The organism is Acetohalobium arabaticum DSM 5501 (assembly GCF_000144695.1).
In the GTDB taxonomy this organism is placed as follows: Bacteria; Bacillota; Halanaerobiia; order Halobacteroidales; family Acetohalobiaceae; genus Acetohalobium; species Acetohalobium arabaticum.
This window is the reverse complement of record NC_014378.1, coordinates 20,968-45,886: the sequence shown is the minus strand read 5'-3', so window position 1 is coordinate 45,886 and position 24,919 is coordinate 20,968. Positions and strand designations below refer to the sequence as shown.

29 protein-coding genes, 5 tRNA genes, 1 other RNA gene, 2 riboswitches and 1 other annotated feature are annotated in these 24,919 nt (G+C 34.7%); of the genes, 5 read left to right on the top strand and 30 right to left on the bottom strand.

Annotated features, from left to right (window positions below; all coding sequences use genetic code 11):
- Positions 1 to 18 precede the first annotated feature (18 nt).
- The 5 genes from acear_RS00265 to acear_RS00245 all read right to left on the bottom strand — a co-directional run bounded on the left by acear_RS00265 (position 19) and on the right by acear_RS00245 (position 5,355).
- The gene (locus acear_RS00265) at positions 19 to 474 is read right to left on the bottom strand and encodes a YaaR family protein (RefSeq protein WP_013277042.1); all 456 of its coding nucleotides are present in this window, start codon (positions 472 to 474) and stop codon (positions 19 to 21) included.
- On the bottom strand, positions 458 to 1,090 hold the full coding sequence (gene tmk, locus acear_RS00260) for a dTMP kinase (RefSeq protein WP_013277041.1): 633 nt from the start codon (positions 1,088 to 1,090) through the stop codon (positions 458 to 460). Before tmk ends, acear_RS00265 begins: the two co-directional genes overlap by 17 nt.
- 163 nt (positions 1,091 to 1,253) lie before the next feature.
- Complete coding sequence (gene guaB / locus acear_RS00255; RefSeq protein WP_013277040.1) at positions 1,254 to 2,726, bottom strand: IMP dehydrogenase; 1,473 nt, start codon at positions 2,724 to 2,726, stop codon at positions 1,254 to 1,256.
- 110 nt (positions 2,727 to 2,836) lie between these two features.
- Positions 2,837 to 2,938, bottom strand: a riboswitch (purine riboswitch).
- 55 nt (positions 2,939 to 2,993) lie between these two features.
- Positions 2,994 to 4,442 (bottom strand): VWA domain-containing protein, encoded by a 1,449-nt coding sequence (locus tag acear_RS00250; protein ID WP_013277039.1) that lies wholly within the window; start codon positions 4,440 to 4,442, stop codon positions 2,994 to 2,996.
- A gap of 37 nt (positions 4,443 to 4,479) precedes the next feature.
- A complete protein-coding gene (locus acear_RS00245; protein WP_013277038.1) occupies positions 4,480 to 5,355 on the bottom strand; it encodes an AAA family ATPase in 876 nt (291 codons plus the stop codon).
- 280 nt (positions 5,356 to 5,635) lie between these two features.
- On the opposite strand from acear_RS00245, the gene acear_RS00240 reads away from it, so the two are divergent.
- Entirely contained in the window at positions 5,636 to 5,803 is a 168-nt protein-coding gene (locus acear_RS00240; protein ID WP_013277037.1) for a DUF362 domain-containing protein, read from the top strand.
- Between the two features lie 51 nt (positions 5,804 to 5,854).
- Here acear_RS00240 and acear_RS00235 read toward each other — a convergent pair whose 3' ends face one another.
- The 19 genes from acear_RS00235 to acear_RS00150 form a co-directional block, all read right to left on the bottom strand.
- On the bottom strand, positions 5,855 to 6,787 hold the full coding sequence (locus acear_RS00235) for a thiamine pyrophosphate-dependent enzyme (RefSeq protein ID WP_013277036.1): 933 nt from the start codon (positions 6,785 to 6,787) through the stop codon (positions 5,855 to 5,857).
- Positions 6,788 to 6,799: 12 nt separating this feature from the next.
- Positions 6,800 to 7,981 carry a transketolase C-terminal domain-containing protein gene (locus acear_RS00230; protein WP_013277035.1) on the bottom strand — a complete coding sequence of 394 codons (1,182 nt, stop codon included), beginning with the start codon at positions 7,979 to 7,981 and terminating at the stop codon, positions 6,800 to 6,802.
- A gap of 20 nt (positions 7,982 to 8,001) precedes the next feature.
- On the bottom strand, positions 8,002 to 8,313 hold the full coding sequence (gene porD, locus acear_RS00225; protein ID WP_013277034.1) for a pyruvate synthase subunit PorD: 312 nt from the start codon (positions 8,311 to 8,313) through the stop codon (positions 8,002 to 8,004).
- On the bottom strand, positions 8,313 to 8,888 hold the full coding sequence (locus tag acear_RS00220; RefSeq protein WP_013277033.1) for a 2-oxoacid:acceptor oxidoreductase subunit gamma family protein: 576 nt from the start codon (positions 8,886 to 8,888) through the stop codon (positions 8,313 to 8,315). The genes porD and acear_RS00220 overlap by 1 nt, the downstream gene beginning before the upstream one ends.
- A 468-nt stretch (positions 8,889 to 9,356) precedes the next feature.
- A complete protein-coding gene (locus tag acear_RS00215; RefSeq protein WP_041667408.1) occupies positions 9,357 to 9,569 on the bottom strand; it encodes a DUF2508 family protein in 213 nt (70 codons plus the stop codon).
- Positions 9,570 to 9,681: 112 nt separating this feature from the next.
- Positions 9,682 to 10,287: a recombination mediator RecR gene (recR, locus tag acear_RS00210; protein WP_013277031.1), complete on the bottom strand. Its 606-nt coding sequence runs from the start codon at positions 10,285 to 10,287 to the stop codon at positions 9,682 to 9,684.
- A 16-nt stretch (positions 10,288 to 10,303) separates the two neighbouring features.
- Entirely contained in the window at positions 10,304 to 10,612 is a 309-nt protein-coding gene (locus acear_RS00205; protein ID WP_013277030.1) for a YbaB/EbfC family nucleoid-associated protein, read from the bottom strand.
- A gap of 20 nt (positions 10,613 to 10,632) precedes the next feature.
- On the bottom strand, positions 10,633 to 12,393 hold the full coding sequence (gene dnaX, locus acear_RS00200; protein WP_013277029.1) for a DNA polymerase III subunit gamma/tau: 1,761 nt from the start codon (positions 12,391 to 12,393) through the stop codon (positions 10,633 to 10,635).
- Between the two features lie 61 nt (positions 12,394 to 12,454).
- An RNA gene (gene ffs, locus acear_RS12250) (signal recognition particle sRNA large type) lies at positions 12,455 to 12,720 on the bottom strand.
- Between the two features lie 42 nt (positions 12,721 to 12,762).
- Positions 12,763 to 12,856: transfer RNA gene (locus acear_RS00195), tRNA-Ser, on the bottom strand.
- A 19-nt stretch (positions 12,857 to 12,875) separates the two neighbouring features.
- Positions 12,876 to 13,343 (bottom strand): tRNA adenosine(34) deaminase TadA, encoded by a 468-nt coding sequence (gene tadA / locus acear_RS00190; RefSeq protein WP_013277028.1) that lies wholly within the window; start codon positions 13,341 to 13,343, stop codon positions 12,876 to 12,878.
- Positions 13,344 to 13,365: 22 nt separating this feature from the next.
- Positions 13,366 to 13,442: transfer RNA gene (locus acear_RS00185), tRNA-Arg, on the bottom strand.
- Between the two features lie 8 nt (positions 13,443 to 13,450).
- A tRNA-Ser gene (locus tag acear_RS00180) sits at positions 13,451 to 13,546 on the bottom strand.
- Positions 13,547 to 13,553: 7 nt separating this feature from the next.
- Positions 13,554 to 13,639: transfer RNA gene (locus tag acear_RS00175), tRNA-Ser, on the bottom strand.
- Positions 13,640 to 13,711: 72 nt separating this feature from the next.
- Positions 13,712 to 13,807, bottom strand: a tRNA-Ser gene (locus acear_RS00170).
- A gap of 56 nt (positions 13,808 to 13,863) precedes the next feature.
- Positions 13,864 to 15,144, bottom strand: coding sequence for a serine--tRNA ligase (gene serS, locus acear_RS00165; protein ID WP_013277027.1), 1,281 nt, complete (start codon positions 15,142 to 15,144; stop codon positions 13,864 to 13,866).
- A gap of 74 nt (positions 15,145 to 15,218) precedes the next feature.
- Positions 15,219 to 16,802, bottom strand: a complete 1,584-nt coding sequence (gene serA, locus acear_RS00160) for a phosphoglycerate dehydrogenase (protein ID WP_013277026.1) — start codon at positions 16,800 to 16,802, stop codon at positions 15,219 to 15,221.
- Positions 16,802 to 17,971, bottom strand: coding sequence for a pyridoxal-phosphate-dependent aminotransferase family protein (locus acear_RS00155; RefSeq protein WP_013277025.1), 1,170 nt, complete (start codon positions 17,969 to 17,971; stop codon positions 16,802 to 16,804). The genes serA and acear_RS00155 overlap by 1 nt, the downstream gene beginning before the upstream one ends.
- An 80-nt stretch (positions 17,972 to 18,051) precedes the next feature.
- Positions 18,052 to 18,255, bottom strand: a binding site (T-box leader).
- A 123-nt stretch (positions 18,256 to 18,378) separates the two neighbouring features.
- A complete protein-coding gene (locus tag acear_RS00150) occupies positions 18,379 to 18,957 on the bottom strand; it encodes a helix-turn-helix domain-containing protein (RefSeq protein ID WP_013277024.1) in 579 nt (192 codons plus the stop codon).
- Positions 18,958 to 19,128: 171 nt separating this feature from the next.
- Between acear_RS00150 and acear_RS00145 the strand changes: the two genes are divergently transcribed.
- From acear_RS00145 to acear_RS00135, 3 genes are read left to right on the top strand one after another with little or no spacing between them, the layout of a single operon-like run.
- Positions 19,129 to 19,308, top strand: coding sequence for a spore coat associated protein CotJA (locus acear_RS00145; RefSeq protein ID WP_013277023.1), 180 nt, complete (start codon positions 19,129 to 19,131; stop codon positions 19,306 to 19,308).
- 23 nt (positions 19,309 to 19,331) lie between these two features.
- Entirely contained in the window at positions 19,332 to 19,613 is a 282-nt protein-coding gene (locus acear_RS00140; RefSeq protein ID WP_013277022.1) for a spore coat protein CotJB, read from the top strand.
- 18 nt (positions 19,614 to 19,631) lie between these two features.
- Positions 19,632 to 20,219, top strand: a complete 588-nt coding sequence (locus tag acear_RS00135; RefSeq protein WP_013277021.1) for a manganese catalase family protein — start codon at positions 19,632 to 19,634, stop codon at positions 20,217 to 20,219.
- Positions 20,220 to 20,250: 31 nt separating this feature from the next.
- Here the strand turns inward: acear_RS00135 and acear_RS00130 are convergent, their stop codons facing one another.
- The 6 genes from acear_RS00130 to acear_RS00105 all read right to left on the bottom strand — a co-directional run bounded on the left by acear_RS00130 (position 20,251) and on the right by acear_RS00105 (position 23,275).
- A complete protein-coding gene (locus acear_RS00130; protein ID WP_013277020.1) occupies positions 20,251 to 20,583 on the bottom strand; it encodes a hypothetical protein in 333 nt (110 codons plus the stop codon).
- 135 nt (positions 20,584 to 20,718) lie between these two features.
- Positions 20,719 to 20,967, bottom strand: coding sequence for a hypothetical protein (locus acear_RS00125; RefSeq protein WP_013277019.1), 249 nt, complete (start codon positions 20,965 to 20,967; stop codon positions 20,719 to 20,721).
- A 70-nt stretch (positions 20,968 to 21,037) separates the two neighbouring features.
- Complete coding sequence (locus tag acear_RS00120; RefSeq protein ID WP_013277018.1) at positions 21,038 to 21,244, bottom strand: hypothetical protein; 207 nt, start codon at positions 21,242 to 21,244, stop codon at positions 21,038 to 21,040.
- 32 nt (positions 21,245 to 21,276) lie between these two features.
- Complete coding sequence (locus tag acear_RS00115) at positions 21,277 to 21,573, bottom strand: hypothetical protein (RefSeq protein WP_013277017.1); 297 nt, start codon at positions 21,571 to 21,573, stop codon at positions 21,277 to 21,279.
- A gap of 87 nt (positions 21,574 to 21,660) precedes the next feature.
- Positions 21,661 to 22,245: a hypothetical protein gene (locus tag acear_RS00110; RefSeq protein ID WP_013277016.1), complete on the bottom strand. Its 585-nt coding sequence runs from the start codon at positions 22,243 to 22,245 to the stop codon at positions 21,661 to 21,663.
- A gap of 583 nt (positions 22,246 to 22,828) precedes the next feature.
- Positions 22,829 to 23,275: a PPC domain-containing DNA-binding protein gene (locus acear_RS00105; protein WP_013277015.1), complete on the bottom strand. Its 447-nt coding sequence runs from the start codon at positions 23,273 to 23,275 to the stop codon at positions 22,829 to 22,831.
- A gap of 763 nt (positions 23,276 to 24,038) precedes the next feature.
- A riboswitch (cyclic di-GMP riboswitch) is annotated at positions 24,039 to 24,121 on the top strand.
- A 60-nt stretch (positions 24,122 to 24,181) separates the two neighbouring features.
- Here acear_RS00105 and acear_RS00100 point away from each other — a divergent pair.
- The gene (locus acear_RS00100) at positions 24,182 to 24,724 is read left to right on the top strand and encodes a hypothetical protein (RefSeq protein WP_013277014.1); all 543 of its coding nucleotides are present in this window, start codon (positions 24,182 to 24,184) and stop codon (positions 24,722 to 24,724) included.
- The last annotated feature ends 195 nt before the right edge of the window (positions 24,725 to 24,919 follow it).

The following is a 24,919-nucleotide window of genomic DNA, read 5'->3' as shown; positions in this document are numbered from 1 at the left end:
CCTTGTTCCTAAATTGCTTTAAGTATAGATATCAACTAACATACCACGTACTTCATCAAGACGGTCAAGTATCTCCAGCTGAGTTGACTGTTTATCCAAGACTAATTCTGTTAATTCCTCCAGTGACTCATCAACTTTTACCACTAGATTATATACTTTATGATTCCCGCTTCCATAAGTACTAAACTCCTCTTTTACTCTGTACATTTTTTCTACTGCTTCCTTAACAAACTGCTGAACCATCTTTTTATAACGAACTAATTCTTTAAATGTTCGTTTTTGGCTCAACCGTTCACCCTGTTTATCTATCTGTCCCAATAATTCATCCAGTCTTTCTTTTGTATTAGCATCATGGACTTCCTGAAGAGTATCCAAAAATTTATTATCACTGCTTTTGACTGACTCAGAAGTCTGTAACTTAGATTTATTAAGGAGCTGATTAAGGTCCTTCTTTAAATCATTCTGAATCTTCATTGAGCTCTAACCTCTCTTCCAATGTCTCTATCAGATTATCAAATATATTTTCTATACTCTGGCTACCATCTATAACCTCAAAACGACTCTTTTTTTCAGCCAGCTTTAAGTATCCATCCCTGACCTGTTGATGAAATGATAAATCCTCTCTTTCTATTCTGTCTCTTACTTCATTTTTTGTTCTCAATAGTCCTTCTTCAGGCTCAATATCCAATAAAAAAGTTAAATCAGGTTCTAAACCGCCTGTTGCCATCTGATTTAACTTAAGAATCAAGTCCTTATCCAGCCTTCTTCCATAGCCTTGATAAGCTAGGGTAGCATCACTGAATCGATCACAGATTATTACTTTTCCTTCTTTTAATGCCGGCTTAATTACCTCATTAACATGCTGGGCTCTACTGGCTGCATATAATAACAGTTCTGTTTTAGGCTCTAAATTATCTAAATTACTATCCAGTAGTATGTTTCTAATTCTACTTCCTATCTCAGTACCGCCTGGTTCTCTAGTTTGAACCACTTCATAACCTTGTTCACTAAAGTATTTATTTAATAATTCAATCTGAGTTGACTTACCTGCTCCTTCTGGTCCTTCTAATGTAATAAATAATCCTTTCATTTGTCTTCCTCCATCATGCATCATAATCTTTTTTCTTATTTGTTATTATTCTGGAAAAGATTTTTTTCTCCTTTACATGTCTAGTTACATCTAGAATAAAAGAGTTCTAATTAAAAATCAAAAAGGCTCCTCTATTAATAGAAGAGCCTTTAAACCAAAATACTTATTCTCTTGATTCTAAATTATAATTAGGTGATTCTTTAGTAACTTCTATATCATGAGGATGACTCTCTCTTAAACCAGCTCCAGTAATTCTAGTGAATTTACCTTCTTCTTTTAATGTTTCTATATCTTCAGCTCCACAGTATCCCATACCGGATCGCAGACCACCTACTAATTGATAAATAGTATCTGATAATTCGCCTTTATAAGGAGTTCTTCCTTCAACACCTTCCGGAATTAATTTCTTCTTTTCTTCCTGAAAATAACGGTCTTTACTACCTTCTTTCATAGCTCCAACAGAGCCCATTCCGCGATAAACTTTATAGCTTCTTCCTTTATAGATCTCTATTTCACCAGGGCTCTCTTTAGTTCCTGCTAACAGACTGCCTAACATTACAGTACTAGCACCAGCTGCTAAAGCTTTAACAATATCACCAGAATACTTGATTCCTCCGTCAGCAATCACCGGTACACCAAACTTCTCCGCCTCTTTAGCACAGTCATAAACTGCTGTAATCTGAGGTACCCCAACTCCTGCTACAACTCTTGTCGTACAGATAGACCCAGGACCGATACCTACCTTAATTGCATCTGCACCTGCTTCAATTAAATCCTTAGTTGCTCCAGCAGTAGCAACATTACCAGCAATTAAATTTAATTTAGAATATTCCTCTTTAATCTCCCTTACCAAATCAATTACTTTAGTAGAATGTCCATGAGCTGTATCAATAACTATTACATCTACTCCAGCATCAGTCAATGCTTCAATCCGACTCCAAGTATCACGTGATGTTCCTACAGCTGCTCCAACTAAAAGACGCCCTTGCTCATCTTTAGCAGCATTAGGATACTTTTCAGCCTTCTCTATATCCTTAATTGTAATTAATCCCTTTAACCGATATTCATCATCAACTAACGGCAGCTTTTCAATCTTATACTCCTGTAGAATATCCTCAGCATCTTCTAATGTAGTCCCTACTGGTCCAGTAACGAGCCCCTCTTTAGTCATAACTTCTGAAAGCTTCTGATCAAAATCCTTTTCAAATCTCAAATCACGGTTGGTTATAATTCCTACTAATTTCATATCTTCCTCATTATTAACAATCGGTACTCCAGAAATCTTAAATTTAGACATTAAATGTTCAGCTTCATAAGCAAAATTATCAGGAGTTAAATAAAATGGATTAACTATTACTCCGCTCTCTGATCTTTTTACCTTATCAACTTCCTCAGCCTGCTGTTCAACAGACATATTCTTATGAATAATTCCTATACCGCCTTCGCGGGCCATGGCAATAGCCAGTTCTGCCTCAGTAACGGTATCCATTCCAGCACTTAAAATGGGAGTATTCAACTCTATATCAGACGTCAAATGAGTAGACACATCTACTTCTTTAGGTAGTACATCAGATTTAGCCGGTATCAAGAGTACATCATCAAAAGTAAGTCCTTCTTTTTCAAATTTATTCTCCATTAAAATACCCCTCCTTGGTTTATTTTCGATACTAACATTAAAAGGCCTAAGCATAGTTTCTTTGCTAACCATACTTAGGCCCACTGAAATCAAAAACAGATTACAGTATCTCAACTACCATCAAAATTCGTAGTCAAATGGTTTACGGCCATTTGGTAGGAACTTTCGAGCCTTATTCTCGAAGTTATACGAACCAACCTTATTTAACTTCTTAAATTTTAAATAAGTTTATCAAACTTATTTAAAAGTGTCAAGAGAATCGAAAAATTAAGTTAAAATATTAATTTTCAGAGAATTATTAAGATGTTTTATTGTATAGCATTCCACCATTCTAGTTACCTCTTTGAAAGCCTGAACAGATTCCAGCTCATCCCATTCAGATTGGTCTAACGTATTCAACCAGACTATATCTTTTAGATGATCACGCATATCTTCTAGTTTTGCTGCTGCTTCTTTATACTGTAAAGTCTTAGTATCACTCATGATAAAAAGAATAGTTTCTGGAGTTAATAAATCAAGATGCTGGTGCTGAAAAGTCTCCAAAGCCTGATTTAGATTAGTTGTTTCTCCCCATTCTTCACTATTGGTAATAACTTTAGCCATTGTATCTTTAAATGATAAATTACTATTAAAATACTCAGTAATTCTCTCTAAATCTTCAGAAAAAATGAAACTTTCTATATCTTGGATAGCACTGGAAATACCATAGATAAACTGCAAAACAAATGTAGCATAACGGGCCATAGAATCTGATACATCACAGATTACTAAGAACTTCGGTTTTTGAATCTTCTTAGTTTTATACTCCAAATCCAGCATTACTCCGCCATATTTAATATTATTCCTGATTGTTTTTCTAAGGTCGATTTTATCTGTCTTTAAACTATTTTGGAAGCGCCGCGAAATTTTAGTAGCCAATTTATGGGATAGCTTTTTGATAATCATCGTCACTTGGGATAGCTTCTCTTCAGGAATCTTCTTTAAGTCCTGAGTTAATAATGACTCATCTTCCTGCAGAGAAGAAACAACCTGTTGAATTACTGTATCCATCTCCAAATCACCGGTTAGTTTCGACTCGAGATCATGCTGTTGTTGCCTTTCTTGATCACTATTCTTTAACTGACGCTTCCAGTAATTCAATAATCCACCAACCATCTTTTCTAACATAGGTTGAACATTTGAAGAATACTGTAAATGGCCAGGAAAACTATCCTCTATATAATCTCTGATCTTCTGCTTAGCTTCTTCAGGTAATTGAGTATAAGTTTCTTTTTGCTCATCAGTCAGATTTAACTCAAGTTCTTCATCTTTATTACTTATTCCCTTCTCCCGCTTAAAGGTCAAATCTTCTTCTGCTTTCCTTTTGGCCTCTTCCTGCTGTTTAATTTCCTGCTTTCTGGCTTCCTGTCTCTGTTGCTTTTCTTTCTGAGCAACAAAGAAAGCCTCAAAAGCTTCATCGAAGATCTCTCGTTCATAATTGTTTTTGACTAACAAGGAACGGAGAGTAGCTTTAACCTCTTTTTTATCAATAATATCAGTTAATTTTAAGGCTTCCATTGCTTCAATTGATTCAGCTAAACTGATTTTAATCCCTAAATTACGTAAAATCTGAATAAATTTTATCATATTATTCTCTACATAATCAGGTTTCTCTTCTGCAGAAAAAATATTAATAGACTCATCAACCTCTTTAACTAAGTCATCACTATCCTGCATTCTATTTTACCTCACTTCCAACTTACTACTTATTCTCTTAATTTATCTCTCTAATTAAACGCTTGGCTCCTAATTCATCAAAACTATCCAGATCATTCTTATTCTTCAAAAATAACGTTCTAGTACGCTGGATTAATTCTGGACTCAATCTATCTGCATCTAAGCCTACTAAAGCTCTAGCCCAATCCAATGTTTCAGAAATAGAAGGCTTCTTTTTAAGATCCAGATTAACCCTGAGATAACTAATCGCAGCAGCAATATCTCTAGATAACTTATCACCAATCCCAGGTACTTTAGTACGAATAATCTCCACTTCCTTTTCAATAGATGGTAAATCAATATATAAAAAGATACAGCGCCGTTTTAAACCATCAGATAATTCTCGATTAGCATTACTAGTTAACACTACAATCGGTTTCTGTTTTGCAGCCACCGTCCCTAATTCAGGAATCGAAACCTGGAAATCAGACAACAATTCAAACAGAAATGCCTCAAACTCTTCGTCAGTCTTATCTATTTCATCAATCAATAATACCGGACGTTTCTCTGCTTTAATTGATTTAAGTAATGGTCTTTCCAATAAATAATCCTCAGAGAAGATATCTTCTTCAATCAGATTCTCTGATTTATTATCCTTATTAATCTGAATATTGATCAATTGTTTTTGATAATTCCATTCATAAAGGGCTTTATTCTCATCCAATCCTTCATAACACTGTAGTCGAATTAATTCAGTATTAAAAAAATTACTTAACACTTTAGCAATCTCTGTCTTACCTACCCCCGGCTCTCCAGTGATTAACAGCGGCTTTTCTAACTTTAAAGCTAAATAAGTAGGTATTCTTACCTCCTCACCACAGATATAATTTTCTTCCTTAAATCCAGCTCGCAGTTCTTCTTTAGTAATTTCCATTCTTTTACCTCCCTAAACATATTAAATTCTATACCTTCTCTATTATAATTTACTCTAACCCATCATTCATTTTAAATCTTATTATGATTATATCCTACTATAATAATTACTTAGGTATAAATCCTTATATTTAATGTAATACACTAACCATCTACCATTTTCCTTTTAACTAATGATAAATATTATTTTTTTCCTAAAAAAGAAGGAATTTAAATAATTAAGTTTAATTTTATCTTATGTAACTAAATAAAATTTAATCAACTGATAAAGGAGGGATAAAATGGCTTTTAAAGTCACTGATGAATGTGTAGCCTGTGAAACCTGTTTGGATGAATGTCCAGAAGATGCTATTGAAGAAGGCGATATTTATTCAATTGATGAAGATGAATGTATAGAATGCGGTATCTGTGCAGATGAATGTCCTACAGAAGCAATTATTGAAGAATAAAGATATTAAAACAGGGTTAGCCGAGACCGGCTAACCCTGTTTGATATTAACTTATTCAGTTTCTCCACAGCGGTGAAGAATTGTTTCCCATCTCTGGTCAACATGTTCTTGGATCTCATCAACTAAATGCTCATTACCTTCTTTAAAGACATGCTTAAATCTACCCTGCGGCTTTAACCAATCAGTAATTGGAGCCTTTTCTTTCGGCTTGTAATTTAACTTCCACTCACCATCTTCACACTCATATAACGGCCAGAAACAGCTATCTGTAGCTGATCTCAATAGATCCATAGCCTCATCTTCTGGATATCTCCATCCTCTTGGACATGGAGATAATACATTCAAGAAGGCCGGTCCTTCTACTTCAAAGGCTTTTTTAGCTTTTCGTACTAAATCCTTAAACTTATGTGGTGAAGCCTGGGCAACATAAGGAATGTTATGAGCAGCAACTATATCAGTCAACTCTTTTCTAAACTGCTGCTTACCAGGAATTACTTCTCCAGCTGGACTAGTTGTTGTACTAGCATTTCTAGGTGTAGCACTGGAACGCTGAATACCAGTATTCATATAAGCACCGTTATCATAACAGACATAAACCATGTCATGCCCACGTTCCATAGCTCCAGAAAGTGATTGGAAACCGATATCGTAAGTTCCACCATCACCACCAAAAGCTAAAAACTTTGTCTCTTCATCGATCTTACCCTGCTTCTTTAAAGAACGATAAGCAGCTTCTACACCACTAACAGTTGCAGCAGAATTTTCAAAAGCATTATGAATGAAAGAGTCTTTCCAAGCAGTATAAGGATAAATAGTAGTTGAAACCTCAAGACAACCTGTTGCACAACCAACTACCACTGGATCTTGTGTGGCATGTAAAATCTGTCGCACAATAATTGAAGCTCCACATCCTGAACATAATCTATGTCCACCGGTCAACCTTTCATCCTGATGTGATAATTCTTTTAAATTAACTTTAGACATTTATTCCACCTCCTATTCTCTTACACCGAGATAATTTACTCTATTTTCAACCTTACCAGAAGCAGCAATTTCCTGTAGATCTTCATAAATAGATTCTATATCTTCAACTCTAGTATCACGACCACCTAAACCATAGATATAGTTAACTACCTCTACATCAGCTTTAGCATCATAGAAAGCACTTCTTACATCAGCAAATACAGGTCCTCCAGTAGTAGAGAAGGTATCTGCTCTATCCATTACAGCTAATACTTCTAAATCTTTAAGTGCTTCTACAAGCTCTTCTGTTGGGAAAGGTCTAAACATTCTTAATTTGAGAAGTCCAGCCTTAACCCCCTGCTCTCTTAAGTCATCAACAGCTACTTTAGCAGTTCCAGCAGTAGAACCTAAAGCTAAAATTCCAATTTCTGCATCATCTAACTTATACTCTTCAAAATATTCAACGCCGCGACCTGTCATTTCTTTATATTCTTGAGCAATATCAGCAATAACATCTTTAGCATTCTCCATTGCATCAACCTGCTGACGTTTATGCTCGAAATAGAAGTCCTGTAGGTCAATCGGTCCTACAGTAATTGGATTTTCAGAATCTAATAAAGTATTTTCCGGTTCATATTCACCAACAAATTCCTGTACGTCTTCGTCAGCTAATAATTCCATATTCTCTACTGCATGACTGATAATAAACCCGTCCATATTAACCATAACAGGTAGTCTAACATCTTCATGTTCACCAATTCTTACAGCCTGAACAGCATTATCATAAGCTTCCTGGGCATCCTCAGCATATAGCTGAATCCAGCCGGAATCTCTAGCCCCCATAGCATCACTGTGATCACAGTGAATATTAATTGGTCCACTTAATGCTCTATTTACTACAGGCATTACAATCGGCAATCTAGTTGATGCAGCAATATATACAATTTCCCACATTAAAGCTAAACCATTAGCAGCAGTAGCAGTCATTGCTCTAGCTCCACCAGCAGATGCACCGACTGTAGCACTCATTGCACTGTGTTCACTCTCTACAGTAACAAAATCTGTATCTACTTTTCCATCCGCAACAAATTGTGAAAATAACTGTACAATTTCTGTCTGCGGAGTTATTGGATATGCTGCTACAACATCAGGATTTATCTGCCTCATGGCATTAGCTATTACTTCGTGACCAGTTAAAGCAACCTCGTTGGACATATTTATCTTCCTCCTTCCATTTATTCTTCAGTTGATGGCTCCTCTTTAATCATAGAAATAGCATCAACAGGACATTCATGAGCACAAATTCCACAGCCTTTACAATAATCATGATCGAATCCAGTAACTTCTTCATCTTCAGAAACAATAGCAGAATCTGGACAATAAATCCAGCAGCGATGACAATTAATACACTGATCTATATCCAATTCTGGACGATGAGTTCTCCAGCCTCCAGTCTTATACTCAGTAGCATTACCTGCTTCTAAGATCAAACCGCCTTCTGGAACTTCCTTCCAACCGGGTTTTTGAGCATCTTTTTTAGCAGCCATTATTCACTCTTCACCTCCTGGTAAGCCCGTTCAATTGATTTCATATTACCATCAATAACTTCAGGCTTACTAGCAAACTTCTTTTTGAATTCCTTCTCAACCTGTTCTTTGAAGTTATCAAATTCCAATAAATCAGTTACCTTTACTAATGCCCCCAACATTGGAGTATTAGGAAAAGCAGCTCCAATTTCATCAGTAGAGATACCATCAGCATCAACAGTATATACTTCTCCCTCAAAGTCTAATTCCTTCTTAACATCGGTTGGAGATTTAGTGGTATTAATAATAATTTTACCGTCAGCTGGTATACCTTCAGTTACATCAACAGCTTCCAGTAAAGTAGGATCTAAAACAGTCACTATACTCGGTTCAGTAACCTGACAGTGAACTGTAAGTTCCTCATCACTAATCCTATTGAATGCTAATACTGGTGCCCCCATTCTTTCTGGACCATACTCTGGAAATGCTTGAATATTCTTGCCAGTTTTTGAAGCAACCTTGCCTAATAGAATAGATGCTGTCTTAGCACCCTGTCCTCCACGACCATGCCAGCGAATTTCTGTTAAATTTGCCATCTATAGTCCTCCTTTCATATTTAAATATTAAATCTTAAATTTTATACCCTATAAAGCTTGGAATCCCACCTCCTGATTTTAATTAAACAATCATACTTTAAAATCATCATGTGGCAAATATCACATACCACATATTAATTTCCACAACGAATAGATCTTTTCCTGCATAATATAAAGAAAATATTTTTTCAAAATATTAACTTAAAAATAACTTTTTACTCAATAATAGTATTAAAAAAGCAGTCTATTTTATCCAAAAATCGTTTTATAATTAAATCCATATATGTAATGATTAGTATAAGAAACCATTTTTTTCTATTTTTGCCATTATTCAAACAATAAATGAATTTATAGGTTCAACTGATGGTATGACCACTAGTCCTGAAAAATATTACATCTTAGTGTTAACTATATTAATTATATGAAATTATTAGAAAAATGTCAAGTAATAAAGATAAAAGCCACCAATTACTGGTGACTCTTTAAACGTCTAGCCTTTTTTATTAGATAATTATACTTAGCTTCTGCAGCTTCCAAAGAATAAATAGCATAATCAATCAAATAAGGATCCTCTACTCTCTCAAAATATCTTCTTGCTTCTCTCCATTCCTGTCTAGCATTCTCCAGTTCTTCATCAATTGTAGGATCAAGATCTTCTAAAGTAACTAATTCAGCCTTCATTTCCTTATAATAGGAATTAAGTTTATCAGATATCTGATTCATAAAGTCAATAATAGAAGAAATCTTGATTACCCCCTTAATTCACCAATAGGATAACCAAAACTTCATTAATTTATACTTGTTTCCTACCCTCTAAAGCTTTAGAAAGGGTAACTTCATCAGCATACTCCAAATCTCCACCTACCGGTAGACCATGGGCTATTCTACTAGCAGTAATACCTAACGGCTTTAGTAGGCGGGCAATATACATTGCAGTTGCTTCCCCTTCCACATTAGGGTCCGTAGCTAAAATAACCTCTTCTACCTCTTCATCCTCATCTTCAATCCTTGATAATAATCCTTTAATCTCAATATCATCAGGACCTACACCTTCCATGGGAGATATAGAACCATGCAAGACATGATAAAGGCCATTATATTCTCCTGTCTTTTCCATAGCAATTATATCTTTAGGACTTTCAACTATACAGATAACAGATCGATTCCGTTCATCATTGCTACAGATATTACAGCGTTCATGCTCAGTTAAGTTATTACATACTTCACAGTAATCTATCCTGTCCTTAACATCTTTAATAGCATCAACCAACTCTTCAACTTCCTCATCAGAATCATTCATAATATAAAAGGCTAATCGTTGTGCACTTTTAGGTCCAATACCAGGCAACTTAGTTAATTTACCAATTAATTTTGCGATCGGTTTTGCATAATATTTCATGGCTACTGCCCCTTAATTAAAATAATCCCGGAATATTCATGCCTCCAGTTAATTTACCCATTTCTTCAGAAGCCATATCCTGTACTTTGCGCATAGCTTCATTAGTTGCCGCTAAAATTAGATCTTCTAACATCTCCACATCATCAGGATCAACTGCATCAGGTTCAATACTAATATCTACAATCTCCTGCTGTCCATTAGCAACAACCTTAACTACTCCACCTCCAGCAGTTGCTTCCACTTTCTTTTCAGCTAATTCTTCCTGTACATCTTCCATCTGCGACTGCATCTTCTGCACCTGCTTCATCATTTTACTCATATCCATAGCTTTTTCCTCCTTACAATTTAATCTTCTTCTACTTTAATAATCTTACCATCAAAAACATCTAAAACCTTTTTAACCAACGGATTCTCTGCTGCCTTCAAGCTGTTTTCTTCAGTTTTATTCTTGCTTGGATTTTCAGTATCCTGATTACTTCTAGGCTTCTGTTCATTACTATTTTCTTGTTTCTTATTCTCTGCTTGCTGCTTATACTTATTACTTCCAGAAAAAACTGTCTTCACCTTCAACTCTAATCCTAAAACTTTTTTGATTATCTTTTCGATAACTCCAGTTTTACGATCTATATTCTCTTTATGGAATCCATGTTTCTTATCAAAAGCAATAATTAATCCATTATCCTCTACAGCAGATAATCTACCTTCTTTTAACATAGCATAAGTTCGGGCTTCATCTTTACGTAAATATTCTAAAATATCAGTCCAGCGCTTTTGAATCTGAGCAAAAGATATATTATCTTTTGACTCATCCTCCTGTTTAATTTCTTCTTTACTTTCCTTTACTTTTGGTCCCTTGTTCTTTACTTCCTTCTTATTTATAGATTTACTCTTCTCTCTATTTTTTATAACTTTTTCAGTTTCTTTATCAACTGAAGATTGGTCAGAAGACGGCTGAAAAGTAGAAATCCTCTCTTCTAGCCGAGTTAATCTATCTAAAATTCCTTCTTGAGAAGTATCTACTTCTGGTTTAATTAATTCAATAATCCCCATCTCTAAAAGTACTTGCGGATAATTACTCTGTTTAAGATCAGACTCAAGCTCTATTAAGACATTAATTAACCTCAATAATTCTGTAGTGGTTAATTTATTTGACTGTTCTTCTATCTTCTCAATCTGTTCTGTGGGCAATTCAATTAAGTCATTAATCTGCCGACATTCTTTTTCAATCAACAGATTACGAAAATGGTCAATTAATGAATTAACAAACTGCTGTAAATCTTTACCTTGATTTACAATATCATTTATCAGCGATAGTCCCTGTTCAACTTGATTATTAGTAATTATCTCTACCATTTCAAACAGGACTTCCCTATCTACCAAACCTAAAACAGTAACCACATCATCAATTTCAATCCGATCACCGCTATAGGAGATAATCTGATCTAACAGGCTAATCCCATCCCTCATACCGCCTTCAGCACTTCTAGCAATAGCTAGGGCTGCTTCAGCAGTCAGATCAATCTCTTCCTGTTGAGAGATAAAATTCAATCGCTGAACTAAATTCTGTATAGATAATCTGCTGAAATCAAACCGCTGGCAGCGGGAAAGAATAGTTGGTAATAATGAATGGGGTTCAGTAGTTGCTAAAATAAAGATTACATACTCCGGAGGTTCTTCTAATGTCTTCAATAAAGCATTAAAAGCTTCTTTAGTTAACATATGGGCTTCATCTATAATATAGACTTTATAATTACCTTCAGTAGGAAAGAATTTAACCTTTTCTCTTAACTCTCTGATCTCATCAATTCCACGGTTAGAAGCAGCATCAATCTCAATTACATCAATGGAACTATTATCTTCAATCTTTTGGCAGGATTTACATTCGCTACAAGGCGTTACAGTAGGACCATCATTACAGTTCAAAGCTTTAGAAAAAACCTTAGCAGTACTGGTTTTACCGGTACCACGCGGTCCACAAAATAAGTATGCATGGGCAATTCTATCAAATTTAATAGCGTTCTCCAAAGTCTGAATTACATTCTGCTGCCCTACAATATCACTAAAAGTCTGCGGTCTCCATTTGCGGTATAATGATAAATAACTCATCTTTTTCCCAACCTTATTATGAGATTCGAGAGCAAATAATTATAGCTAATATAAAAATATGTCGTGCATCTACCCTCGCATAATCCTGTTTAAGCGTTACTTAAGTAGTTAGCTCCAGTCAGGTACCCCTACGGCACACGGAAAGATTTACTTACCGCTGCTCCCTTCCGGGCCTGACGGAGTTTGTAAACTCCCGTTGCGTAGGACCCAACCTTCAACGCCACTTACTTAAGCCTGACCTTAAAAAGGAAAATGCTCAGATAGACTTCAACCCCGCTGTAGCGGATTGCGGGTTACAGGGCACCGCTACCACCCCGTCTAGCACGACAAATCTATATTAAGGATTACTCCTTTTTTAACTTAGTTGAATGGCGGAGAGGGAGGGATTCGAACCCTCGAGACGGGTTGAACCGTCTACTCGCTTTCCAGGCGGGCTCCTTAAACCGGACTCGGACACCTCTCCACGTAATTTATACTAAATTTTAATTTATTTTCCCTTGTCGTAAATCTTGAAAGAAAGACTCCATTATATCTTTACATTCATCTTCTAAAATAGCTGATTTAACCTCAAGCTGATGATTAAAATCAGAAAACTGAACTAAATCCAGAATGGACCCAGCAGCTCCAGCCTTTAAATCAGCAGTACCGTAAACAAGCCTTTCTACTCTAGCCTGTACTAAAGCACCAGCACACATCACGCAGGGTTCAACTGTTACATAAATTGTACAGTTATATAGTCTCCAATCACCTAAAGTATTAGCCGCTTCTTTTATAGCTAATATTTCAGCATGAGCAGTTGGATCGGCTAACTTTTCACGCAGATTATGGCTGCGGGCAATAACCTCATCTCCTTTAACTACTACTGCTCCAATAGGAACCTCTGCTTTATCATAAGCCTTTTGGGCTTCAGCCAAAGCTAATTTCATATAAAATTCATCATCAGAATCCACTATATCACCATCTAAATAAAAGTGGTGCGCCCGGGAGGAGTCGAACCTCCAACCTCCTGATTCGTAGTCAGTTACTCTATCCAGTTGAGCTACGGGCGCATGATAAATGGCGGAGAAGGAGGGATTTGAACCCTCGCGCCGCCTATATGGCGACCTAACGATTTAGCAAACCGTCCCCTTCAACCTGACTTGGGTACTTCTCCACAATAATGGCGGAGGGACTGGGATTCGAACCCAGACGGCTTTCGCCTTCACTAGATTTCAAGTCTAGCCCCTTGCCGTTCGGTCATCCCTCCATATTGACTCACTTATTCATTATATAACAGATTAATTAAGTTGTCAAGGATTAATTATACAATCATTAATTATGGCGGAGAAGGAGGGATTTGAACCCTCGCGCCGCCTATATGGCGACCTAACGATTTAGCAAACCGTCCCCTTCAACCTGACTTGGGTACTTCTCCAACGCATAGAAAAGTATAACATAGCCTTTATTGATTGTCAATAATATTTATTAAATTTATTCTTTTGGAGTTATCTTTTCAATTCCTTTCATATATGGCTGCAGAGCTTCTGGAATAATTACTGAACCATCTTCTTGTTGATAATTTTCCAAAATAGCTGCTACAGTTCTGCCAATAGCCAAACCGGAACCATTTAAAGTATGAACAAATTCTGCTTTGGCATCAGGCTCAGGACGATACCTAATTCCTGCTCTACGGGCCTGAAAATCCTCAAAGTTACTGCAAGAAGATACCTCGCGATAAGTATCATAACTTGGAAACCAGACTTCAAGATCATACTTCTTGGCTGCAGTAAATCCTAAATCACCGGTACACATATTCATTACTCTATAAGGTAACTCCAGTCTCTGTAAAACCTTTTCCGCATTCTTCACTAATTTTTCTAATTCATCATAAGAAGTCCCCGGCTCTACAAACTTGACTAGTTCTACCTTATTGAATTGATGCTGTCTAATAATTCCTCGTGTATCCCGACCATGGGCTCCAGCCTCTGCTCTAAAACAACCACTGTAGGCTACATGATAGATAGGCAATTCATCCTTATCCATAATTTCATCGCGATACATATTAGTTACCGGTACTTCAGCAGTAGGAATCAAGTAATGATTAGTTCCTTCAATCTTAAAAGCATCTTCTTCAAATTTAGGCAGCTGTCCTGTTCCGACCATACTTTCTCCCCGCACTATAAAGGGAGGAAATACCTCGTTATAACCATGCTCTTCAGTATGTATATCAATCATAAAAGCAATTAAGGCTCTTTCCAGTCTAGCTCCTAAGTTTTTTAAGAAGGTAAAACGAGAACCAGAAACCTTAGCTCCACGCTCAAAATCAAGGATATCCAGTTCTTCTCCAATATCCCAATGCGGCTGGGGTTCAAAATCAAATTCTGTCGGTTCCTCCCACTTCCAGGCTACTATATTATCTTCTTCGTCATCACCAACGGGTACATCTTCATGCGGAATATTAGGAATTGTTAACAGAATTTCATTTATCTTTTCTTCACATTCAGCTACTATTTCATCTAATTCAGAGATTTTATCAGAAACTTCTCTCATCTCTTCAATTAATTCTGAAGCATCTTCACCTTTTCTCTTCAATTCTCCAATCTTTTCAGAAGCTTCATTTCTTCTATGCTTTAACTGTTCTACTTCATAAAGTACATCCCTTCTTTTCTCATCATACTCTTTAAATTCATCTATATTAGCATCAGTTCCTCGCTGTTCTAAAACTTTTTTGATTAACCCTGTATTCTCTCGTACAAATCTTAAGTCTAACATCTATTAGCCCTCCTTATTGAATTGGGCAATTACCTTATTTATTTATCAAAGGTAGAATTTAACTTCCGCTGTATTTATAGGTTAACTTCTTTAATATCTGATATACCATCAATAGTTAAAAGTTTTTCTTTAACTTCAGAATTTAACTCATTATCTATGCCCATTACCATGACAGCTTCTCCACCTGCATCATGACGGCCTAACTGCATATTAGCAATATTTATATCATTTTCACCTAACAAAGTACCAATCTTTCCTACTACTCCTGGTTTATCAGTATGATTAGTAATTAATAGATTTCCTTCGGAAATAGCATTTACTCTGTAACCATTGATCTCTACAATTCTTAAATCAGTATCATCAAAAACAGTTCCTACTAAATTATTAACTCCTGCTTCTGTTTCTACCTTTAATTCAATTAAACTAGAGTATCGTTCAGTAGTAGAACTCTTACTTTCTGTAATATCAATTCCACGCTCTTCAGCAATTAAACCTGCATTAACAGAATTAACTGTGGTATCTAAAATTGGATTTAAAATTCCTATTAATAAAGCTGTGGTAACTGGACCAATCTCCTTTTCAGCTAATTCTCCTCTATAACTTATTGTTAATTCTTTTATCCTTCCTTCCCCCCACTGAGCATAAAAAGCACCTAACTTTTTAGCTAGATTTACATATGGTTCAATCTCTTTCATAGCCTCTGGTTGTAGAGCAGGAGCATTTAGTGGAGTTCTTGGTAAGTCACCTCTAAGCACGCTAATTGCCTGTTTAGCTGCATCAATGGCTACATTATCCATAGCTTCTACTGTAGTACCGCCCAAATGTGGAGAAACAATTACTCTATCCTCCAACTCCAATAAAGGATGTTCTTCTTTTAACGGTTCTTCTTCATGTACATCAAGAGCAGCTCCAGCAACTTTCCCTTCTTTAATTGCTTCGGCCAACTCATAAGTATCAACATTTTCACCGCGCGCTGCATTAACAATTCTAACTCCTTCTTTCATCTGAGCAAACTCTTTTTTGCCTAAAATATGGTATGTCTCATCTGTAAGCGGTGTATGGATAGAGATATAATCAGATCTCTTTAAGACTTCTTTAAAGCCTACTAACTCAACTCCAAGCTTTTCACCCCGTTCGGCTGGAATATAAGGATCATTGGCTATCACTTCCATATTAAAGGATTTTGCTCTTGTTGCTACATTTCCTCCTACACGGCCTAACCCTATAATTCCTAAGGTCTTTTGATTTATTTCTACACCTTGATACTTATTTCTATCCCAGATACCTTCATGTAAAGCTTCATTAGCCTGAGGAAGATTTCTGGATAATCCTAACATCAAAGCCATTGTCTGTTCAGCAGCAGAAATAGTATTCTGACCAGGAGTATTCAAGACAATAATTCCGCGTTTTGAAGCTGCTTCTACATCTATATTATCATAACCAGAACCGGCTCGGGCAATCACCTTTAGATTATCAGCCTGGCTTAGAACCTCCTCATTAAGAGGCGTCATGCTTCTTAAGATAATTCCATCATACTTACCAATCTCTTCTAATAATTCTTCATAAGATAGTTCAGTATTAAAGGTTACATCTACTCCATTATCCTTCAGAATATCGATTCCTGCTTGAGAGATATTATCACTAACTAATACTTTCATTATCTACTCTCCTCCTCATAAAATACTTGTTGTGCTGCTCTAAGACCTGTACCTAACTCTAAATCAAACCCTTCTTCTTTTAATACCATCTCCAAAGCTGAAATAGTAGATAAGATATCAACTCTACTTACATTTCCTAAATGACCAATTCGAAAAACCTTTCCTTTTAACTCACCTTTACTACCAGTAATATAGACATTATATTTCTCTTTAAGTTTCTGGCATAAAGTATTGAATTCAATTCCTTCCGGCACTCTAACAGCTGTTACTGTTGTAGAAGCAATCTCATCATCTACTAACAAACCTAAGCCTAATGCTCTCATTGATTTGCGAATAGCCTTAGTCACTATTTCATGACGCCTAAAGACATTTTTCAAACCTTCGTCTTTAATCTCCCTCAAAACTTTCCTGAGAACATACAAGGTTGATATAGCCGGAGTCGAAGGAGTTTGAGTATCACGATCATAACGATCTTTAGCCCGCTTAAAACTCCAATAAAATTTAGGTGAATCAGCTTCTTTTCCAGCCTCTAATGCTTTCTTACTAACACTGACTAAACAAAGTCCTGGCGGAGTCATTAATGCCTTCTGAGAAGATGTTACAGCTACATCTACTCCCCACTCATCTACTTTTAATTCAACTCCTCCCAGTGAACTGACTGCATCAACCAATAAAAGCACATCATGTTCCTCAGCTAATTCTCCTATTGGCTCAGGATTATTTACAACACCAGTAGATGTCTCATTATGAGTCATTAAAATAGCTTTAATTTCGCCTGCTTCATCCTCTTCTAATCTTTTTTTAACCCGATCTACATCTACAGCTTCTCCCCAGGTAAAGTTCATCCGCTCTACATCCACGCCATAACGTTCAGCAATGGTGGCATACCTTTCACCAAAAGCACCAGTACATAAAGCCAACACTTTATCGCCGGCTGAAAGCGTATTAGCTATCGAAGCCTCTAGTCCTCCAGTACCAGAACAGGTTAAGATTAAAACATCTTCTTCTGTTTGAAAGACATACTTAAGACCTTCTACTACTTCCTCAACTAACTCCTCACATTCCAATTCCCGATGGCCAATTATCTTCTCCGCTCCGGCCTGACGAGCCCGTTCTGGAATTGGAGTTGGACCTGGCAACATTAAAGTTCTCTTTTCTTTCATACTCATACTAATAATCCCCTCCTAAATATCTACTCAATACTAAAATCAAAAAATCTCCCGCTCCTAATAATCCATAGTAATGGACTACTAGGGGCGGGAGACTTATCTTCTCCGCGTTGCCACCCTAATTTCTCACTTTCATCAGGACATATAACGGTGTCCAAACCGGCATAGCTTAATTCACTAGCTGCTCCCTAGGTGGATTCAATTCTACTTTTATGTCGGATCTCAATTAGCACCGACTCTCTAAGATAAAAGCAGAACCTACTAGCCTAGATCATAACATTTTAATTATAAATATTAATCTAAGATTATGTATATTATATAAAATCATCAATTAAAATGCAAGCTTTTTGATTACTTTTTCTTAAATTACTCTTTCTATACAACAACTATGCAGTAATTTGTTAATATTATCTAAAAACTTTTATTAATTTATTCCACAGACCTTGATTAGTTTCTTCTTCTTCTTTATTCTGTTTTTTCTGCATTCGTCTAATATTTCTCATAAGCTTTCTATCACGCTGATTAATCCATTCTCTATGCTCTTTTTGTTCTTCTTTAATTGCTTGTGGAATTGAAACTGCAGTTTCTTCAAATGATTCTTTAACCTGATCTAACCCTTCATTTACTGTATTACCTATTTTTTCGGTTTCTTTTTTTATTTCATCTTTAATATCTTCTTTAATCACTTCTCTTTGTTTGTCAATTGTCTCTTTAATAATTTCTTTCTGTGTTTCTAAAAATATTTCTTTTATTTCTTGTTTAAGGTCATTTATATCTACCCTTCTTTCCGTTTCCACAACTTCTTGAATCACTTCTGCTTGTTTACTAAATTCATCTTCAGATATAAACCATTTATCTCCATGTTTAGTTCGTTTCTTTTTCCCGTCCAGCTTGTCATTATTTAATCTACGATAAATTGTACGTCTTGAAACACCTAAACGCTTTGCCGCTTCCTCAACACTAATTGTATATTTGCTTTTTGACATATGTCATCCTCCTTTTATTATTTTCAATATATTTACATATTATGTATATTAATATATTTTGCAGGAAAATTTTGAAACTCCTGCTTAGCTTTGACATTAATTTTTGTAATTAACAAATTATCCAGTATTGAATAGAATATACTAACTAAATTATTGTAGGAGGTGACATAAATGACAGAAGAGGAAATGGAAAAAGTGGAATTTAATATAGATTATCATCCTGAATATAGACTTGCTCAGGTCTATATTCCCTTTCAAACCTATGAAGAATATTATGAACCACAAGAAGCTTTGAAGAAAGGAACATTCTTTCCCGAGTTGTATCGGCCATACCGGCGAGAAAAATATTAGTTTTAATAAGGAGGTGTATCAGTATGTCTAAAAAACAGCTTCAATATCTGAAAAAGATTATGGCTTTGAAATTTGTAGTTCTCGAATTAAGTTTATATTTAAATACTCATCCTTGTGATGAAATAGCTTTAGAAGACCACCAAAAGTATGCTTGTAAACTTAAAGACTTAAAGAGAAATTATCAACAAAAATATGGACCTATTACTGCTGATTGGTGCTATAAACAATCATGGCAGGCTGAATGTAAAGAGGATTATTATTGGAAGTATATAAGAACTGAATGGCCATGGCAGATTAATTATTAATTAGAAGGAGGGAGATTTATGTGGAGTTATGAAAAGATACTTCAGTATCCGGTTAAAGTAAAGAAAAATGACTTAGAAATGGCTAAATACCTTTATGCTCAATATGGAGGACCAGACAGTGAACTATCAGCAGGTATTAGATATTTAACACAACGATATACCATCCCAACTGATGAGGCTAAAGCTACTTTGACAAATATCGGCACAGAGGAATTAGCTCACTGGGAAGTACTTGGTGCCTTAATCTATAAACTAACTGAAGGAGTGCCAGTTTCAAAACTACGAAAAGCAGGTCTTGGAGCACATTATGCTGAACATGGTCGGGCCTTATATCCTCATGATGCTGCAGGGGTACCCTGGACAGCTGCTTTTATTCAATCACATGAAGATCCGATTGCTACTTTACATGAAAACTTAGCTGCAGAAGAAAAAGCTCGAGCCACTTATGAATATTTAATTAATCTCAGTAATGATCCAGGAGTAGTAGACACTCTATGTTTTTTAAGGCAAAGAGAAGTAGTTCACTTCCAACGCTTTGGAGAAACTTTAGAGATTGTAAGAGACTATCTTAAAGATAAAGATTATAAAAATGGACAATGTGACTAAAATAAAAGAGATCCTGCAGACTGCAGGGTCTCTACATATTATCAACATCATCTTGAGGAATTTCTGGAGGTTCTGGGGGAGAGCCTTCTCCCTCATCAGAAGGCCGTTGAGGCGAATGAACAACAGTAATACTATTAAGTAGAATCTCTATTTCTTCTGTCTTTTCTCCATCATCCATCTTCTTCCTTAATTCAGCCCGAGGAACAAAAACAGAAACCTCATGGGGCTTGTCATAGGCAAAACATCGCTCCATAATTATTTCTAACCCGTCTAAATTAAGATGAATCTCATCCTTATTTCTACAGTCTGTTCTTTTAAATAAACTACCAATTTTTTCTTTGATTCTATTAATTAAAGAAAAAATATATTAAACACCTCCCTCTTGTAAGTTAATTTATTCATATTACTGATTAAAAGTGCAATTTAAATAAAAAAAGAAAGCCAACTACTTTTAGTTGACTTTCTATGTTTAAAATTTTATTTAATTATTAAGAAATTACTAATCTGTACAGCAGTCGATTTCAATTTCTAATTCTTCAACCTTTTCAATTATAATCTGTCCGCAATTTTTAGAACACTTACCCTTTTTACGCTTTCTACTTTCAGGCCTTTCTTCACCTTCTAGTTCAGTTTCATTCATTGAATCTTCACCTCCTAGACTCTGTTTTGCAGAATTACTATCATTATTTGACAGTCTATTCTGCATAAAGTCCTCAAAGTCTTCATAACCGCCATCTGTCATAGTCATTTCAACTCCTCAGCTAATAATATGATATTCATCAGATTTTAAAGTGAACAGAATTTACGGCGATATGTATTTATAACTGGGATGGATCAATATTATTTTGATTGATTAACTGTGAAATTAATTCTTTCATTTTAGTTTGGTCTATCTCAGATTTACCATCTGCACTATCCAATTCATTTACAATTTTATTCATTACTTCCCGATTATTATCTGATAAAAAGTTTTCAAACTGATTAATTAAGGTTTTGACATCTTCTAAAGATTGTTCATTTGACATTACTTCTACCCCCTCATTGTGATAATTTAAAATTAACAAAAAAGATCTGTGCCGGCTGTAATTTTTTGCAGTATTAAAATTACAATTAATATTATAATTAATCTTGTGCTACCACTCATTTTAGTTCGTATACAGTAGGGATTTGATTCTTTTTGCTGTAATTCAGCTTCAGGAGATTTATCTTTCAGTTCTTCTTGAGTTTTATTGTCTGATGTCTCCTTTATTTCATTTGGCTCATCACTTTCTTGATTAGAATTAATAATACTAGTTTCTGATTCTGAAATGGAGTCTACTTCACGCCCTTCTTCCATTTCAGCTGAATCTGTCATATCTCCTCCCTCCTTTATGTATACAATTTAAGCCAGCTTTAATTCATAATATAATATGTTATTACTACCGAAAGTGTGAATTATATTTTACTTTTTATTATCCTGATTATCAGTAAAAAATCTCTGTAATAAAATATGGAGGATAATTATAATCGATACCTTATCTAATGAAAATGTATCCAATGGATCCTGGTTTGAATTTGAACCCAAGCCATCATTTTCCACTTTTTCTTTATTTCTCTTACTTGATTCCAACTCTTCAGTGTCTCCTATTAAATCATCTAAATTATCAGCCATTTTTTCTGTTTGAAGGGCAACTTCTTTTAAACTGGACTTTAAATTAGAACAGTTCTGTTTAATAGAATTTATTTGCAGATTATCTTTTTTAAGCTCATTTTCATATTGTTGTTGATTATTATGGTTTATTGTTGAATTCTTTAATTTATCTATAGATTCAGCTTGAATCTCTTCTTTACCTAGGGGAGTTTTTTCTTTTAACAGTTTCTTTTTTATCTTTGCTGTTACTATATTTTCTTCATTATTATTCTTAAAATTTATTTTCTGTTCTGAATTACTTGGTTCACTTTTAATTTTATCTCTTTGCTTGAAATGTGATCCTTTAATTTTTACTTTTGACTCTGTTTTTTTCTTTTTAAAACGGTCTAATGCCATACTTTTACCCCTCCTTATTAAATATTATGCTTTTATTCTTCTAATATACTTTATTCTAATCAAGGAGAAGATAATAGTAATAGTTTATAACCGTCGATTAACTGAAAATAGGTTAAAAGAGAAGGGGATATTATAGATAGGAAATAGAAGTGAAACATTTACAAGCAAGGCCTGTAAATTACGCACAAGTGAATATTGGAGGTTGCAGTAGCTAAACCTCTACTGTGTAAAATATTCAGGGTGCTCGTTGTAGATAGAAGACACTAAATCTTCTAGTAAACACTTATAGAGGTACTTACACTTCTATCTTAAGCAATAAAAGTATCTCTGAGTCTAGCACCTATGCTAGATAGGAGTAGTGACGCTTTTTGTATAACCAGTCTTTGACTGGGTAGACGTTGGACACGCCGATTGGGTAATTTGCTTGATATTACGGGTAATTCATTGCCGAGTAGTTCACGGATGGTAAGAGATAATAGTGTTGTAAACCCACCATAGTAAATAAAGAAGCTCCATCTAAATCTGTGATTTAATCACAGATTTAGATGGAGAGATTCACATGACATTAAAATTAAGTTTAAAATTAAACTTCTAACAGCTCAAATCCAGTTTCAGGATCAATCTTTCTATAAGCTGAATGATTATTAAGTTCTAAAATAATAACTTCCCCAATATTCCAAATATCTATTCCTCCTGCTTTTGTACATCCAGTAATTGTTTTATCTTTTCGCCCAAAAGAAGAATGCAGATGTAATTTTGGAAGCTTATTTTCGTTAGTAAAAATTGTTCCTGCTCCTATTGCTTCACTAACTCCACTTAATTTTTTGGTATCAGGAATAGGTTGCTTAGCAGAGCCATCTTTAGGTCCTACAGCAACCTCCCCTTCTTTATCTGCCCCACCAATAAATAATACTGTTGCAGAGTCAATTCCTTTAGTTTCAGCAAATTCTTCAATTGTTTCTGGAATTTGATCTCCAGTTTCAAGACGTAAAATGAATATTCTTCCGATACTTGCTTCTGTATACTCCATTAATTTTATCCTGGTTATAAAAACTTATCTAGAACTATCTATATATAATTAATATAGATTAAAAATTGTGGTTTCACAGGTTTCAACCACTAAGGGCAACTTCTGCACAGTTGGCAATTCTCAATTTGCCTTTGAAAACAAGATGCTACAAAAACCAAGGCGTTACCTTGCCCTTGAAGTTAGTAATTACGGCAAACTCTTTTCCTTCCAACTTAATAGAGCTAGGTGGTGGTTTACCGAAACCTAGTTGTTAAACCACAACTTGGTTATAACCAGGGTTTCACACCTCCTTATAAATATTTTAAATTGCAAGATTAAGCATTTCCTTTCTATTTTTAAACCAAGACCAATTAAATTCTGTCGGGCTATTTTGCACTCGCTTATTAACTAATTCTTCAATAATAGAGTTAATAACCAGTTGGTCCTTTATTGAAATTACATCTAATTTCATGTGTTATTTTAGCAAGGTCTAAATTAGAAAATATCAATTCTTCCAAGAAAAATAACCTTTATTGTTGAACATACATAATAGGCTTCACTCCTTTCTGTGTTTTTTTGCCTATTATGTATTACGATAAAAATGGAGTGAAGCCTGTTTATATTTCTATAAACTCTTGAAATGATAGGCTTCATATTTATGAAATTCGTTTATATTATTTAAAGAGGTGAATTAAAATTCACCTCTTTTTTGATTTTAACTTATTATTTTTTGAATTTTATGTTAAAAAATAGTATAATTATAATAACATGTGATTAAAAAAATTTAATAATGAGAACGTTGAAGTATAACTTGTATTTGGTCACCTAAGTTATATGGAGTTAGTGGTGAAACCTCCTCATATTTATAGAATATGAGGTTTTTTATTTTTTATACATTATAAATTTCATTTTAAAGGAGGCCTTGAAATGATATTTAAAGTATTAAAAAAAGTATTTAATAGAAGTAATGTTATTTCGGAGATTGAAATAGCAGAAGAATTGATTGATTTACTTTCCAATGAAAACCAAGAGTTAATGGAAGAATTAAAGAGTACGAAAAAATCAAAACAAGAAATAGCCTTATTATTAACTTCTATTTATCTATTTAATTATAAGTTAACTATAAAAACTAATAATCTAAGTATGCGTTCCAAAAAAATAGAAGATATTTTTTATCATTTTTCTTTTTTAATTGCAGAAAAGAATATTAATTTTTATAATTTAAATCAACAAACAAATACGTTGGTAGATAAAGCAAAAGCTAAAGCGGATAGATTAATGAAAATTTATCAGAGTAGTTCTTCAAATAAAAAAATAAATCGGATTCAAGAAGTGGTAAAAGCATTATATTATGATTTTAGTGCAGAAAATCAAGAACATGGTCCACAAGAAATGAAATTATTGTTAGATTTAGTTATCCAAAATATAACTTTAATTCAAGACTATTTAATTAAAGTATCAAAGATATAAATTTATGTGCATTGCTTTAAAGTCATTAGTAGTAAATTGAGTACTATTGTCACTAATTAAAGTTGGTTTTTCTTCATTAAGCACTTCAAATAAGTCAGCTTTGAGTAATACTTTGTTCATTACTCTTGTAACATCATCAGTAGTTATGGTTAAAAAAGTTCACCATCTGCTTCTTGCTGTTGGTGATACTTTTAT